Source organism: uncultured Porphyromonas sp. (assembly GCF_938023125.1).
Classification (GTDB): Bacteria; Bacteroidota; Bacteroidia; order Bacteroidales; family Porphyromonadaceae; genus Porphyromonas.
On sequence record NZ_CALHDW010000017.1, the window covers coordinates 109,116 to 125,243 of the forward strand.

General features: G+C 46.6%; 13 protein-coding genes. 10 read left to right on the top strand and 3 right to left on the bottom strand.

Annotation, left to right across the window (positions count from 1 at the left end; genetic code table 11):
* Window positions 1–124 precede the first annotated feature (124 nt).
* From Q0090_RS05110 to Q0090_RS05145, 8 genes are all read left to right on the top strand, one after another.
* The gene (locus Q0090_RS05110) at window positions 125–2,422 is read left to right on the top strand and encodes a fibronectin type III domain-containing protein (RefSeq protein WP_297948192.1); all 2,298 of its coding nucleotides are present in this window, start codon (window positions 125–127) and stop codon (window positions 2,420–2,422) included.
* 205 nt (window positions 2,423–2,627) lie between these two features.
* Window positions 2,628–3,092, top strand: a complete 465-nt coding sequence (locus tag Q0090_RS05115; protein WP_297948195.1) for a DUF1648 domain-containing protein — start codon at window positions 2,628–2,630, stop codon at window positions 3,090–3,092.
* 27 nt (window positions 3,093–3,119) lie between these two features.
* Window positions 3,120–5,378, top strand: coding sequence for a hypothetical protein (locus Q0090_RS05120; protein WP_297948198.1), 2,259 nt, complete (start codon window positions 3,120–3,122; stop codon window positions 5,376–5,378).
* A gap of 468 nt (window positions 5,379–5,846) precedes the next feature.
* A complete protein-coding gene (locus Q0090_RS05125) occupies window positions 5,847–7,409 on the top strand; it encodes a sugar transporter (protein ID WP_297948201.1) in 1,563 nt (520 codons plus the stop codon).
* A complete protein-coding gene (locus tag Q0090_RS05130) occupies window positions 7,406–8,392 on the top strand; it encodes a glycosyltransferase family 2 protein (RefSeq protein ID WP_297948203.1) in 987 nt (328 codons plus the stop codon). The genes Q0090_RS05125 and Q0090_RS05130 overlap by 4 nt, the downstream gene beginning before the upstream one ends.
* A gap of 6 nt (window positions 8,393–8,398) precedes the next feature.
* Window positions 8,399–9,562: a glycosyltransferase gene (locus Q0090_RS05135; protein ID WP_297948206.1), complete on the top strand. Its 1,164-nt coding sequence runs from the start codon at window positions 8,399–8,401 to the stop codon at window positions 9,560–9,562.
* A gap of 9 nt (window positions 9,563–9,571) precedes the next feature.
* On the top strand, window positions 9,572–10,813 hold the full coding sequence (locus tag Q0090_RS05140; protein WP_297948209.1) for an EpsG family protein: 1,242 nt from the start codon (window positions 9,572–9,574) through the stop codon (window positions 10,811–10,813).
* Window positions 10,728–11,108 carry a C-GCAxxG-C-C family (seleno)protein gene (locus Q0090_RS05145; RefSeq protein ID WP_297948212.1) on the top strand — a complete coding sequence of 127 codons (381 nt, stop codon included), beginning with the start codon at window positions 10,728–10,730 and terminating at the stop codon, window positions 11,106–11,108. Before Q0090_RS05140 ends, Q0090_RS05145 begins: the two co-directional genes overlap by 86 nt.
* 128 nt (window positions 11,109–11,236) lie before the next feature.
* On the opposite strand, the gene Q0090_RS05150 is transcribed toward Q0090_RS05145, so the two are convergent.
* From Q0090_RS05150 to Q0090_RS05160, 3 genes are all read right to left on the bottom strand, one after another.
* Window positions 11,237–11,683, bottom strand: coding sequence for a hypothetical protein (locus Q0090_RS05150; RefSeq protein WP_297948214.1), 447 nt, complete (start codon window positions 11,681–11,683; stop codon window positions 11,237–11,239).
* Window positions 11,670–12,110 (bottom strand): hypothetical protein, encoded by a 441-nt coding sequence (locus Q0090_RS05155; RefSeq protein WP_297948217.1) that lies wholly within the window; start codon window positions 12,108–12,110, stop codon window positions 11,670–11,672. The genes Q0090_RS05150 and Q0090_RS05155 overlap by 14 nt, the downstream gene beginning before the upstream one ends.
* A gap of 223 nt (window positions 12,111–12,333) precedes the next feature.
* Window positions 12,334–12,591: a YtxH domain-containing protein gene (locus Q0090_RS05160; RefSeq protein WP_297948220.1), complete on the bottom strand. Its 258-nt coding sequence runs from the start codon at window positions 12,589–12,591 to the stop codon at window positions 12,334–12,336.
* Between the two features lie 406 nt (window positions 12,592–12,997).
* Between Q0090_RS05160 and Q0090_RS05165 the strand changes: the two genes are divergently transcribed.
* Both Q0090_RS05165 and Q0090_RS05170 read left to right on the top strand, forming a co-directional pair.
* Entirely contained in the window at window positions 12,998–14,590 is a 1,593-nt protein-coding gene (locus Q0090_RS05165) for a leucine-rich repeat domain-containing protein (RefSeq protein WP_297948222.1), read from the top strand.
* A gap of 305 nt (window positions 14,591–14,895) precedes the next feature.
* Window positions 14,896–16,038, top strand: a complete 1,143-nt coding sequence (locus tag Q0090_RS05170) for a 4-phosphoerythronate dehydrogenase (RefSeq protein ID WP_297948225.1) — start codon at window positions 14,896–14,898, stop codon at window positions 16,036–16,038.
* Window positions 16,039–16,128: the final 90 nt, after the last annotated feature.

Sequence of the window (16,128 nt, forward strand, 5' to 3'; positions counted from 1 at the left end):
CAATAGGCAGGCCAATAAATGCTGCCTTTCACTACCTTTGGAGGTGCAAACAAGCTGTATTGACAAAATCTACTGCAAGGATTTTGATACAATACTGCGCAAATGTCCTTTTATAAACAGTGTTATGAAGAAATCATTTTTGCCCATCTTTTGGGGCGTATTAGTGCTTATTACTTCCCTGAAGGCCAATGCCCAAAATATAATTGTAAGCGAAGACTTTGCCAAATTCACAGAAGGCTCTATCGAAAACCCCTCCTCAAAAGATGTTGCAGATGAGTACACGACCTATATCCCGGCAGAGCTAATGCAAAAAGAGGGATGGACGGGAGCAGCAATCCATCAAGCCGGAGGTTGCTGTTTTGTCTCCAACTACACCTCAGAATGGGATATTGAAGATGGCTATCTCAATACACCGGTAGGAGATTATAGTGGCAAGATCACAATAAAATTTCGTGCTAGAAATCAAAAGAAATACGACTCACCGGCACATATCTATGTTAATGTAGCATTTCGCTCTGAGACCCTCGGGGGGAACAATTTTGAGTTATCAGACGAGTGGAAGACCTATACCACCACCCTCAATATTGAGGCCAACGACAAATCGCAACAAGCCATTATTCAATTCTCGGCAACAGAAGAGGTCAAGTTTTTTATCGATGATATTGAGATCTCAAGGCAAAAAGCGCTCATCCCCTACCCCAAAGTGGATGGGTATGAAGGTCTAAAGGCAAATGGATTTACAGCCAAGTGGCTTCCCTTAGAAGGCATAGATACTTACCTTGTAAGCGTATATTCGAAGGCAGAATACCAAGAAAAAGACTCCATTGCAGAGACTTTTGACCATCTGAATTTAGATAGTGACAACAAACCCGTTTCTAACGATTTTGGCAGGGTTTCTGCTTCTCTATCTAGTGAGCATCCCGTTTATATAGGCTCCGAAAACTCGAAGTCAGGCAATCAGGCATTGCACTTTATAAATGGAGATTGGCTCGAACTAAAAGCCTCAAATAAGCCTCTAGTACATGCTAGTTTTTGGGCAAAATCTCCTAGTAACAGTCTCAAAGGAAATATTATAGTAGAGCAATACCTGGGTACAGAATGGATGGAAGTACTCGAAATTGACAGTAAGGGGATGCCCGAGTTTAAGTTTGTAGACCTAAGCAAACACCTCAATTTCAATGCTACTGCGATACGAATCTCCTACAAAGGCGAGGGAGAAATGTACTTTGACGACCTCAAAGTTTACTACGAACCAGACCATCAATATGCCGAAAATCATCAAGACAGAGAAGTAAAAAACAGCACTCAAATAGAGGTCGAAGGGCTTGATCCCGAGACAGATTACTTCTTCTCTGTCAAATCGAAAAAAGAGCAAGAAGTTTCACTCCCCTCCGAAGAAGTTTTTGTGTACGGCTTAATACCCCCTGCTTCTCTAGAAGCAACAGATATAGATACAGATCGATTTACAGCTCAATGGGGGGCTACACCTAAGGCACAAGGGTATGTACTCGAGAACTACAATCTCATAAAAGCGACAGAAGCTACGGAGTATGTGATTTACGACGAGAAGTTCGACAAAGTAAAGGTGGGAGAGACAAATCCCGAAAAGGCAAAAGCCGGCAAACAGGAAAATTCATATCTCGACGAATACACCCAATACCCGGGCTGGATGGGTGCAAACCTCATCATGGCAGATGGAATGATGGGGACAAAAGGATTTTCGGCAACCATTACTACCCCAAATATTATACTACAACCTAGGGGGAATAGTCGAAAGGTAAAAGTAAACCTCACGGTTTGGGCAGAGAAAGGAACCGATCTAGCAATTCAAGTGAACGGGAAAAGACCCGAAGAGCTGGCTCCTATTCACTTCGATGAAACAGGATTCTTAGAAAGAGAAGTCACTTTTAATTATTCCGACAAAGCAGATTTGCATCTTAGCTTCTTGTCGTGGTCCGGAGAGCCCTTCCTCTTAGATGCCGTAAAAGTAAGTGTGGCATTAGAAACCAATGACTCCATATCCTTTATCAACAACCGCATAAACATCAAAAACAAACAGACAACATATCCCATACAGGGGCTAATTAACGAGAAGAATCGCACCTACTTCTATCATGTTAGAGCCTTCCGAATTATCGGGAAGAATGTAATATTCTCAGAATTCTCTAGTGACACCAATGTAACTCTCAAGGAAAAAGAAACATCCTTGATAACCAATAGAGACTCTCAAGAGGATATTATATTTTCTGATGGACTTCTCATTTCCTCAAAAGATCAGCTGGTAAGCATCTACGATATAGAAGGGAAACTTATACTCAAGCAATATCTACACACAGGAGAGTCGCTCTCGCTCAGAGAATATTCTCAAGATCTACTAATCATACAAACTCAGCAGAAGGTCTATAAGATTACGCTCCGATAGATTTGCTGTAAAGAAGAGAAGTAAGTCCGCTCTCGGCATCTCACACACGACAAGTCGCAGTAAGCATCCCTCGCTTGCTGCGACTTTCCTTTTTCAGATCGCCCTAAATGTTTTTGATATTTACAGTATATTTGTGCTGCAACTCAATTAAGAGATGAGCAGAAGGACTGCAAAATCAGCAAACTGAATAGAACGTTATTTTGGCATGAGAGCTTGGAATAAAACCGATTCCTCCATCCTAGTAATCCTCCTTTTAGCTGCCGTTGCCCTCGGCTGGTACTATCCCTCTATTCCCACGGAGGTGCCTAGCCACTACGGCTTGAATGGGAAAGTGGATGCCTTCTCTCCCAAAGTATTTCTGTGGGAGATTTATGGCATTCTCGTCTCACTCCAGCTTATACTCTACTTTGTGGGTAAAATAAATCCTCGATTTTACAATTACCCATTCGAGATCCGAGAAGAGAATCGCGAGCTTGTCCTCCGAGCAACCGTCCGCCTTCTCAACGAGCTAAGGATATTTATTTTACTCCTCTTCTTATTGATTATTGGGTTTTCTCTATTTTCGATGGAGAGGATACCAATCTGGTTCCTTTTAGTGACAATCCTCGTGCCAATCCTCCTCACCATAAAGGGGATCATCCTCATCTACAAAGCAAACAAACCGAATTAGGACATACCTTCTAACTATATTCGACCTATGACAACTGCGGGGAATTTTAAGCGAATCATTCTCCTAACTCTCCTTTCTCTGTTCGGGAGCTCTGCTCTTTTCGGGCAAATCAAATTGCATCTTGACATAAAAACCTGGGATCATCACCCACTAGAGAGCGGCGAGTTACTTGTACAAGAAGGCGATTCTGTAGTACACTTTTCGATAATCAAGGCACAAACGACCGACCTCATACTCCCCAAAGCCGGACTTTATAGCGTTCAACTAGCAAGCTCTAGCTACGAAACATTCGAAGTGGAGCGGTTCTTCTCTACAGACAGCACCCTCAACATCTTTTTGGACAAACCTGCGGTCGCATTGGGAGAGGTGGTAGTTACGGGGAAAGTAAGTCCCAAAGTAACTGCCACAGGAGAGATATTCAAACTATCGAAAAAGGCAAAAGCATCGGGAGATCCCTTTAGAGCTCTCTCAGAAATACCCTTACTACAAGTTGACATCAGCTCTCAGAGTGTCAAGATGCGCACCGGCGAGTCCCCTCTGATATTGGTAGACGGTCATCTTGTAAACTCTGGGATACAACCGATACATCCCGAGAATGTCGAATCCGTAGAGATCTCCGAAGTGGTAAGTGCTCGTTACCTACAGATGGGTGTTACCAAAATTGTAAACATTCGTCTCCGCAAGGATATTCCTTTTTACTCGTATGTAGATCTTCGCACAAGGCACGACATCCCTCCGAGAGAGGGCTTCGCAGGAGCTAACTTTGAACTTGGAAAGAAGACCTTTGCTGTAACAGGAGGGGCTTTTGTAGACTACCTTACCAACGATTGTATTCGCTACGTAAGTAAAGAGCAGATGGGGCAAGAAGAGAAAAGCCTATCGGGCTTCTCAAGTGCAAAATCAAGAGGAATAGATGGGCATTTATTGCTCAAATGGGTCCCCTCTCCTTCTGATTATTTCTCAGCACTCATCAAGGCTAAAACATCAAGAAAGCGCACAGAGGGGAAGCAAGAGGGTACATATACAACATTGGGAAAAGCTTCTTCTCTCAAAACTACAGACAACAATAGTGTATTGGATGGGGGGATGCTAGCTTCTCTTTTCCACGAGCATACATTTCAGAACCAGAGTACACTCTCCACATTTTTCAATTACAACTATGGATTCTATGACCAATATCAAAACTATCAAGAGAGCTACGACAAAGACCAAGCCTCCTACCTTGTAGACCTTGCAACGCTGCGCAATCAGTACGCTCTCTCTATCGACTACGAATCGGGAGAGCAATCGTTTGGCTCCTTGGCTATTGGGAATAACTTAGAGTACACCCAAGACAAGGTAACAAACCAAGGCATATCGCCCGCTCTAACAGCCCACGTAGGGCTTTGGAGCAACTACACTCACGCAACCTATAGCAATCAGTGGGGGAAATTATACTACATGGCCTCTCTCGGGCTACAAGGCTTAGCTGTGAAGGCAGCTGATAAGAATCACTCCTATTGGAGACCACGTGCTGCTGTAAGTCTAACCCTTAAATTGCCACACTATCAATCACTACGAGGGAGCTACTACCTCACCAACGTCCTTCCCCAAAGCCGCAATCTTATCTCCTTTAATCTATCGACCAATCCCTGGTTTAAGGAGGAGGGGAACCCGTTCCTTGTACCGATGCAAATTCATCAGTTCAATTTAGGATATGATTGCACTTTTGAGGATTTTCGTATTTGGCTCTTTGGCGACCACAATCGCTATAACAAAATGATAGAGCCCTATGTACGCCAAGAAGGACAATATCAAATAAAATCGTATCGCAACAACGGCACCTATACAAGTACAGAAGGAGGAATAGGAGCTAACTACTCGGGTGAAGACTTCCAAATTTCCGCTACAACCTACTACACATCAGAGGTCTTTAATGGACAATCTCCCAAAGGTTCGTTTGGAGTAAAAGGGTATTTTCGTTGGGATTTTGGTGACTTCTTCATCTATTCTTCTCTATCATGGCGCAATCGCAACTACACAGCCATCAGCCAAACCATCTATAAAAATCCGCTAGAAGCCCATATACAAATTGCTTGGCAGGCGACCAATCGGCTCTATCTATCCCTCGGGCTTCCCTACTTTTGGGGCACGAAAAGTGACATAACCGACATAAAACAGGGCTCTTATACCAGCCACCAACAGACATTCTACGAGAGCGCAAGTTTACGCCCTTGGCTTCTAATTTCTTGGACATTCCGTAAGAATCCCAAGCTTGCGATCCCTAGAAAAATTCCCGACATGTAACCTCAAAAAACATCCGGAACCACAGGTATGCTCCCCCTATATTTACCACATTGAGTCAAAGGGGGAGGTATCATGCTGGTTAGGCGTGAGGCGGGGCCTTCTCTCCTGAGGGCTAAATATGGAGAGAAGTTAGGGAGAAAACAAGAGACCTTCTACCCCAAAATCATTTTTCTTTACAGCGAAAGCTTATGGGCTTTCGCTAGATTGGTAGTGAGTAATTATCAAACCACTCATTACTAATCGGCGTATTCGTAATGAGCTTTCGTCTAATTCTTAATACACTTCTGTTAGATTGGTAATTAGCTTTCGATGGATTCGTAATTGGCAATCATCGAATTACTCATAAGCTTTACAATAGAAAAGTGCGTTGTGCTCACCGAGAGCGAATACCGTACTTTCCTTGCCAACACCGCACAATAGAGTATCTTTGCGGTACGTTTAAGCTAGAAAGGAATCTTCGATCACCTCGTGTCTGCCACCGATAGAGCCTCCAATAGTCTGCGCAATGCCCGCTATGCCACTTTGTTTTACATGGTCGGACTTGTTGCCGCTTTCTTCTTCCGTCGCTATTTTATTCAAGTATTGGGGGATGAACTTCTCGGGTTAAACTCCACCTTAGTGAGTATTTTAGGCTTCCTCAATATCGCAGAACTGGGATTATCTTCGGCAGTAGCCTTTGCTCTCTATCAACCCCTGGCTCAAAACGACCGGCAACAAGTCAGCGAGATTATATCCATACAAGCGTGGTTTTACCGCTGGGTAGCTCGTATTGTGCTCGTTGCGTCGGGCATCTTACTCCTCTTCTTCCCCCTTATTTTTGAGGATAAAGGCATCCCTCTTTGGTATGCCTACGCCACGTATGTAGTCCTGCTATTCAACGCGCTGTGGGGATATCTTTTCAATTTCCGGCAAATCATTTTCTCTAGCGACCAGCAGGAGTACAAGATGACGCTTGCCATACAGCTTCCCAGAGTACTCAAACAGGTATTGCAAATCTTGGCGATTCTCTATCTCCCAGCCCCCTATATATGGTGGCTCGGCATCGAGTTCCTATTTGGTGTAGTGGGGGCTCTTTTTATTGAATGGCTCATCCATAAGGATTACCCCTGGCTCAAAGCCAACGCCAAGGAGGGGAATCGTGTTCGGCGTAATTACCCCGAAATCATACGCCGCACGAAGCAACTTTTCTACCACAAGATAGCCACCTTTGTACTGCAGCAGAGCACCCCTATCATAATATTTGCCGTATTTGCGAGTGCCCAAGGGCTTGCCGTCGTTACGATTTATCAGAACTATCTCGTTATCTACGCAGGGATTAGCGGGGTAATTTACGCGATATTCAATGGACTTACGGCCAGTGTCGGGAACCTTATCACAGAGGGCGACAACAATCGCGTAGAGGTCGTTTTCCGCAAACTTTATGCCCTCCGTCTCTGGATGGCACTCGTAATTGCAGGAGGGATGCTGTGGTATTCTCAAGGATTCATGGAGCTATGGATTGGAGGGGGGCGCAGCTTTCAGCAGATTGATTTGCTTCTCTTTGTGCTTTATATGCTACTGCAGCTCTCTCGCCTTCCCGATCAATTCATATATGCCTATGGCATGTATCAGGATATTTACGCCCCTATGATTGAGGCCATTCTCAATCTTGGGCTGTCTATCCTCCTCGGCTCTATGTGGGGGATTACGGGTATTCTACTCGGCATCAACATAAGCCTTATTCTCGTGATTTACGGCTGGAAACCCTACTTCCTCTACTCCCGAGCCTTCAAAAAGTCGGTCTGGGGGTATCACCTACGCCAAGGTGCGGAGCTTCTCCTCGTAGTGGGCGCAGGGTGGGCTCTCTCCTATTTCTTGCCGAGTATAACCTCCTTTTCGTCTACCCCCTCTTGGCTCGGATGGCTCAAGACGGCAGTCTCGGGCACGTGTCTATTTGCCCTCATCTCCAGCATTTTGCTCTACCTTTTGCATCCCGACTTTAGGCAAGGGATCGCCATGCTCATCTCTAAAATACATCGCAAACACACATGACCCCCTTAGTATCCGTACTCATCCCCGTCTACAACGTAGAGGCGTTTATAGGAAAGTGTCTCCGATCGGTACTCCGGCAAGATTACTCCAATATGGAGATTATACTGGTCAATGACTGCTCTACCGATCGCAGCATCGCCCTGGCAGAAGAGGTTATTGCCAAAGAAAACTCGCAGCAGTATAAAGTACAGATCGTGCACCATGAGCATAATAGAGGCCTTGCGGCAGCGCGTGCCACTTCGCTCAGTTTGGCAACAGGAGAATACCTACTTTTTCTCGATAGTGACGACTATTGGGATAACGACTCGGTGGTAAGCCAATGGATAGCCACGGCCCTACAAACAGATTGCCCCATAGTAATTAGTGACTACGTTGTAGACTACCCCAAGAAAAAAATACGACAACCGGTTTTGGAAATAAAGACCGGGCGAGAATACATACAAGCCATACTATCGGGGAGCCAACCCGCTTTCCTTTGGAATAAACTCATCCGCCGCAAGGAATGGGAAGAGTGGAACGGAGGCTTTGTAGAGGGGTTGGCACTTCTCGAAGACTATCGCTCTGTTATCCCCTTTCTCTACCATGTAGAAAGGATAGACCACCTACATATCCCTACCGTGCATTACGTACAACAGAATCTAAATTCTCTCATCCATCAAATCAATATGAAGCAAAAGAGGGATTTGGAGGCTGTGCTCGAATACCTATCCCACTACCTACTGGTGGAGCAGAAGGAGGAGGATTTTGCCCCCTACATAGGTAGAGCCTACATCAATATTAAGATGATGCTATTCAACCGAATACAGGTGCGCGACTACCCCATAGTACGTAGCATCCATCCCGAGTATGACCGCTATCTCTCGGGCATCTCGCAGAGCACTCTGAATAAATGTATCTACAAACTCCAAAGCACTAGCCCCTGGGGACGCCTAGGATGGTTATTACTAAAGGTGCGCGAAGGAGTGAAAAAAGTTATCCGATAGTAGAATATGCCTACACCTCTAGCCATTGTTGTTAGCTCTATTGTAGACAAAGGTCCTCTCAAAGTGGTGGCAGCTCTAGTGCATTACCTGCCTAGAGATGTGTACCGCCCCCTCATAGTCGAGCTTCAGCCTCCCACAAAACAGGGTGATGAGTTGCGCCAAAGACTTGTATCGTGGGGGTGTAAAGTCGTCTCCCTCCATGCGAGCCATTGGCGTCTCGAATTAGGCACCTGCCGAGTGGCAAGGGAGCTACAAGATCTTCTCGACAAAGAGCAAATTCGCTTGGTTCACAGCCATACTTACCACCCCGATTTGGTGGTAGCACAGCTTCCCAAGAGGTTCATCAAGCTAAGCACTCTGCACAATCGTGCTCTCGAAGACTTCTCTTCTAATAAGGGCGCTCTTGTTGGAGGCTATATGTGGCGGAGGCTAAAGCGCGCCCTCGTTCACTTCGATCATCTTATAGGGATCTGCAACGCCACCACCGACTATTACAACGAAAATCTTTCTCTCCCGAGGCTGGCAACAAGTATAGCCAACGGCATTGACCTAGAGGGCAGAGAGCTAGCAAAGTGCGAAGAAAAGGCATCCCTCCGCAAAGATTTGGCTCTACCGGTAGACCCGGAAGCCCCTTTAATCCTCGCCATTGGGCTGCAATCTCCCCTCAAAAACCATGGGCTACTACTACGTGCACTAGCCCAACTTGCCTCAAAAGAAGAGTACTGGCAAAAAGCCTCTGTCCTGTTTTTGGGAGAAGGGGCACAAGAAAAAGAGTACCAAACATTGGCACAATCGCTCGGTATTAACGCTATCTTTTGGGGTAATGTGCCAGACGTTGTCCCCTATATGCAGGCTGCAACCGTTTACGTATCGGCCTCTCAATCGGAGGGATTCGGGCTCACCGTGGTAGAGGCTGCACTGGCTCAATGCCCGATGGCACTCTCAGATATTGCCGCTTTCCGGGAGTTCGCTCGTACCTTTCCCGACCTCGAAAAAACACTCTTCCCCCCTAACAGCATCGAGCAGTGCGCACAAAGTATCGCCCTCGCAGCCCAAATGGAGTATTCCCAGAGTGACCTGCAACGATTTATCCGATACTACTCGGCTCCCCGCATGAGCGAAGAGTATCATCTGATCTACCAATCTCTCCTTGCCGAATCAAACTCATAATTCTAGTCCATGCCTCCCTATTCCATCCTATACTTCACCCTATTCTTCCTGCTCGCATTCTTCCTGATTTGGACGATCGATAGGGACAAATATGCCTCGCAAATACCCACAGTTGCCTTCGGGGTACTACTCATCCTTTTCTTAGGACTGCGCTTTGAGGTAGGGAGAGACTACCCCATCTACAAAGATGCGTTTGAGAGTGTTTTTTCTCCACACTCCCAGCACATGTCTGGGATTTGGAAGACCTACAACGAGGCACTTCGCTACTTACGTCTCGACTTCTCGGTATGGACCTTGGTCGTAGCTGCCCTATTCATTCCCTTATCCCTCTGGGGATACAAGAAGCAGAGCTATCGTTTTGCCCTAGCTGCACTTACATTTATACTGGTCTGGAAGCTCTATTTCGAATCCTTCAATATCGTACGCCAATGTATGGCTCAGGCTATCTGCCTCTTTGCGGTACCGTTTTTTAGAGATAGGCGCTACCTAGAGACCCTTATCGTACTTCTACTCGCCTTTCTCACCCACTCCTCGGCCATAGTAATGTTCGTGCTTGTGCCCCTATTCTTTGTCCGCTACAATAGGGTGTTTATGGGGGTTATGTTTGCTCTCTCTCTCACCCTACTGCCTATCGTTTCCAAGGGCTTATTATTATTTTTGATCCCCTATCTACCCTTCAACACCACGTACATTCAGCAAATGTACGATACACAAGAGGGAGGTGGCTCGGGCATCATGTACTACTTCAATACCCTGATCGCCTTCTACATTTTGTGGAGAGAAAAAGACCTACTCAACCGAGATCGTTCTCTTCTCCCCTACATCAATAGCTTTTTCATTGCGACCGTCATTACCAATACCTTTGTGTTTTTCCAGGTTGCCGATCGCTTTATGTACTATCCCTTCTTCTTCCTGCCGATACTCGTATCCAACCTCTACGAAAAAGGGAACCAATATGACCGCATTGCCATCATCATCCTACTCTTCGCTCAATCGATCATCACGATGCGGAATATCACGAACACAAATGAGAGTTTCTATAACTACAAAATCATCCTTCATGACAAGGATGCACCCAACGACTTCTGGGTAAATCCGACTCATAATCAAACATTTTCGTTATCTTTGTTTGGAGGGAATAATAAACCAAACGCATCTAAAGGAAATGAAGAAAAACGAAGAGAACAAACCTGCTTTGGACTTTTTCCATGCCAAGCCCAACAACTGGAATTGCGCCCAAACCATTGCTAAAGCCTATCAAGGGATAACCCGTGCTACGGACGAAGATATAGAAGCCGAGCTCCGCTCGAAGGGCGGAGGGAAGGCCGAAGGCGGGCTATGCGGAGCCCTCTATAGCGCTACACAAATACTCGGAGTAGACTCCCCGGAGGCGAAAGCTCTCGTAGAAGAATTCAAGTCTCGCCTCGGAGCTACTCAATGCCACGCCCTAAAGGCCGAGCTACACATCCCATGTAACGATACCGTAAGCCTCGCAGACGAGCTACTAGAGAAGTATCTAGTGCTGCAACAAGAGAGGCTGCAATGACCCCTCTTTTCCTACCCAAGAGAGAGAGAAGAACAGACACGCTGAACCCACCTCCCGTAGGTTACAAATAACCCCCGTCAAACCAAGTTTGATGGGGGTTTTTATTTCAATCTAATAAGGAGAGAGGTCTATTTGGTTCTCTTTTTCCTTCGGAACGGATTCAACCGAGCAAGGCCTCTCTCCAACATATTACGCCCTAAGGCGAAAGCCGAGCTCACCAAGAAGGGACGAAGGAGGCCAAACAATTCTTCTGCCAGAGGAGCAAATCGCACCCACGAGGCGGGGAGCATCTTACCAATAATGCTACTAGAGATGATATCGCCGGGACTTATGGTACAGCTTGTGGGATGCAACCCTTTCTTCCCTCTATCTTTGGAGAATACTCTAAAGATCCACTGAGCCAACGAACGTTGGGGCAGCACATCACGACGGACATCCTCCCAAATTTCATCTTTACCCTCCGGGCTACTGATCCAACGCCACTCGCACTGTATACGAGAGCGCGAGGCGGAGAGGTCGCGTGCTGCCTCAGCTTGCAGCATCTTGAGTTCTTCGTCTACACTACGCTTCTTCATCGCCATCAAAAGGGTCTTCTAAGGGGCCTAATTCATCCAAATCTTTCCCCAACTCATCTTCGAATTTGGAGGACTTACAATGATTTGCAGCCTCAATAAAAAGGGCTTTTACTCGGTCGCGTATAGGACGAGTAAGGGGCTTATACCACACCTTTACCACTACCATTATACCAATCAGTAGCAATAGGGTAAGTAATACCCCCAGGGTAATGTTGCCCCCAAGTAGGTCGCTTATCAGATAGGCAAAGAGGAATGCCACAAGTACCATACAGACAGGCACTATAAGCAAGATAATAAGCAGGGCAACCAACTTAGCAACAAGCATAGAAGCCCCTTCGGCACTATCCAATACGGACTTACGCAAAAGGATCATTGCATACGCCATCAGGTGGCGAACAAATGAGCGCAAACTAAAAGTCGATTCCATCAATCAAATTAAGCAGAGAGATGCTATTCATATCTTCTTCTCGCCTCCCCTTCGAGGCACTTCGCCCCGTCAAGAGTAGGAGAGAAAACACTGCACACGAGGCTACATCCTCCGAAGAAGTCTCTTCTAAAATATACCCCCGAGTAACCCTACAAAACTATAAGAGGCGCTCTCCTCCAAGCCTTGCGACCTAAGAGGAGAGAGCCTCATCCATAGCTCTATATTAGTCGAGATCTCCGGCAGAGAGGTTGATATCCTCTTCTACTTCTTGGATCTCTTTTTTCAACTTATTGCGGTACTGATTATACTTTGCTTTTGCTTCGTAGTAACCTTCTACCACACTATCGCGTGCTTTGTCTGCTGTTGTCATTACATCATCTACAAAGCTATTGCGCTTTTCCTTGTCAGAGAAATAAGCTATGGCAGCACCCAAGGCTACACCGATAGCAATACCTAGTCCAAACTTTACTTCACTCTTCATACTTTAATACTTCAACTAATAAGGTGATACTTATGTTTTGTGCTAAAAACCGAGGGAGGAGACATCTTGACTCTTACAAGAGCCTACTTCCCTGGGGGTGAAGATACAAAGAATTTCTGAATAACACAAACAAGGAAAATCCTTCCACCGAATAAACGACACGACACAAGAGGATAAAACCGGAGGATCCCAACCGGAGAAAGAGAGTTCTCATCGGATCGAGAGGAGACCGGAGGCCCGATAAAAGACGAAGCAAGCCTATCTCCACGCATCATTTTAGGCAAAGTGTTTGATACGCAACGGGAAAGAAAAATAAACTCGGGGGCAGAATATCCAAATCATTGCTTATCTTCGCAGATGTGACACGACCAAAACAAAAAAAATAGGACCTATTAAACAATCGAAGATGAAACGATATCTCTTACCTCTTATCTACACCACCCTATTACTATTTACGGGTATTATCTGCGCGAATGCACAAGCGCCTCTCATTACCATGACCACTATCGATGCTCCCAGTTATGAGGGGTCTATCTCCTTCTCTCTTTCGGGATCCGAAGAAGATTTCAAGAGCCTCCTAATTGACGCAGGCTACGGCAAGAAACCGGCCAGTGCGGTGGATGCCGAAGGGAACATCCCTCTCAAGGGAAACGTTGTTAAGATCTATGGTACCTGCCAAGGGTTTGTAGCGCCTATGGATCGACTCACAAACATAGAGTTTGCAGAGAACGATTGCATCAAGCAACTCTCTCTTATGCTCAACGAGTTCCCCCAAGGCTTGGACGTCTCCAACAACAAAGCTCTTGAGAATGTCAGCTTTATGAGTTGCGACATGCAGTCTCTCGACTTTAGCAAGCTCCCGGCCACGCTCAAGCATCTCTACCTATCAAACAACGAGCTGACCAGTGTAGATCTCTCGGGGCTTCCACGACTAGAGACCATCTACCTCGACGAGAATCCTAAAATCCAGACCGTCGACTTCAGCAAAAACCCCTATCTCAACCGCATCAATATCTCCAGCAACCCCCTTATCAAAAGTGTGGATCTAGCGGCCAACAAAGAGCTAGTGGTCTTCGAGGCATGGGATTGTAATCTCGAAAATATTGATCTTTCCCATACTGACCTCTTGGAGAATATCGCCATCAAGAACAGCAAGGTAAAGAATCTCAAATTGGGGAAACCCGACAATATACAGGTGCTCGACATCTCGGACAACTTCATCAAAACGATCCCTACAACGGAGATGCCCGCACTACTATCCCTATCTGTTGCCGGGAATAGAGAAATGACAAGCTTGGACGTTACCAAGTGCACCGATCTTATAAGTCTAAGCATCGACAGCACAAAGATTGCCGAAATAGACCTCTCGAAATCGCTTGCGCTTGAGACACTGACAGCCTCTAAGAGCGTACTCAAGAGCTTGGATCTCTCCAACACTCCGATGCTCAGCCAGCTCTCTATCGAGGGTTGCCGATCGTTTACAGATCTCGACATCTCTAAGAATCCCAGGATGAGAATCCTTGTCATTGCAGGCAACAAACTAGGGTTTGATGTAACTAAAAAGATTGCAACTAACCTCTCCGATCTGCTCGACACAGAGGATATTGCCGTATGGGGTGTATTCTTAGACGGAGACCCCAAAGACGAAAACAAAGTTTCGGACGAGGCGGTAGTAATAGCGTTGAAGAAGAAATGGGAAGTAGTAGCACGCAATGCTCAAGGTGACTTTTACGACTATACCGGCATTGGCAACGGACTAAAGGAGATTGAAAAACAGCCTAAAGGTGCGCTAAACATTAGAGTCAAGGGGAATAACATTGAGGTAAACAACCTCCCCCAAGGCTATCGGAAGAAGGTCAATATCTTCGATGAAAATGGCAATCTCATCATCTCCGGTGTTACGAATAACGACGCAATCCTCTTCGAAGGGGTAGAGAACTTGCACGGAGTATTCATTGCTGAGTGCAATGGCTCTGTAGGCAAGGGTATCACACTCTGATAAGGCGAGTTGCTCCAGAGACATAAACGAGAAGCAGGGTCTTTTACCGAAAGGCAGAAGGCCCTACTTCTTTTGGCAGAGATTGGGGGCTCCGGTGTGACAAAAAAAATCCCTGCCCAGAAAAAAATCCGCTCCTGCCCTAAAAAGAAAAATTTCCAGGGCAGAAAATGGGTGTATTTCCGGCTGATTTTTCTTTTGTTTTAGGGCAAGAAATTTTTCGCAAATAGCCTAGAGGAAAAGAAAGAGAGGGCAACGGTTCGAGAATTTGTACCTTTGAGGGCATAAAGGATTAATTATAATACCCTATGCCCTCAGATTATCGTCCTCGCTTTGTAGCCGACCAATCCCTCCCCTATCTCGCAGGATTACTTGATGTCGTGGCCGATGTTACCTACCTTCCCTCCCAAGAGATCACCCGCAAGCGACTTATCGAAGAAAAAGCCGAAGGACTACTGATCCGCAGTGTCACACGTTGCAACCAAAGTCTCCTCGAGGGTACCTCGATTCGCTCCATAGCCACCGCCACGGCCGGATTTGACCATATTGATAGAGATTACTGCTCTTCCCATGGTATCCTGTGGCGCAACTCCCCGGGCTGCAATGCCCGATCCGTAGCTCACTGGGTGATGGGGGTGCTTGCCGATCGGGCCCTACGCCTCAAGAGGCCTCTAGCGCAAGAGACCCTTGCGATTATAGGGGTAGGTCATGTGGGCGGCAATGTACAGCAAATGGCTGAGGCCCTAGGCATCAAAACGCTACTAGTGGATCCACCTAGGGAAGAGTACGAGGGGGTAGAAGGCTTCTCTACGCTGGAAGAAGTAGCCCACGAAGCTACCATCATAACCTTTCACACCCCACTTACCAAAGAGGGGAAGTACCCCACCTATCATCTTTTGGGAGAGGAGTTTCTCCAACAATGCCGCAAAAGGCCTCTTATACTCAATGCAGCCCGAGGGGCTATTGCCGATAGCGATGCCCTTCTGCGAGCCCTAAACTCCGACAGAATAGAGGCATTTTATCTTGATTGCTGGGAGGGAGAGCCCAATATCCGACTCGATGTATTGACTCAGGCAGAGCGTGCCACACCCCATATCGCAGGATTTTCTGCCGATGGCAAAGCCCGAGGCACGCGAATGGCAGTAGAGACTACGCTGGAGCATTTTGGGCTCGACGCCGGCCTCATACCCTTCGAGCGGATAAGCCTTCCTACGCCCGAGAGTGCCACGATAGACCTCCATTCGGTAAGTGCCCTCCGACCGGAGTGGGTCCTTGCTCACACCATGAAAGGCCTCTTCCACATAGAGCAAGCTCTACGCCAATCACCCGAGCAATTCGAATCCCTCAGGGTGCATTACGACTACCCCCGTGAGGCTCCTGCCTATCGACTACTGGGGGTTCTCCCGGAAGAAAAGCAACTATTCCATGCCCTGGGTTACTCCATTGCGTAGGCAGAAAATTAGAAAGTCTATACTAAAGCATACACTTTGTGCGTTAAGCTAGCAGGACGTCTCTCCCCTCAAAGGAGGCTACCCGCACCA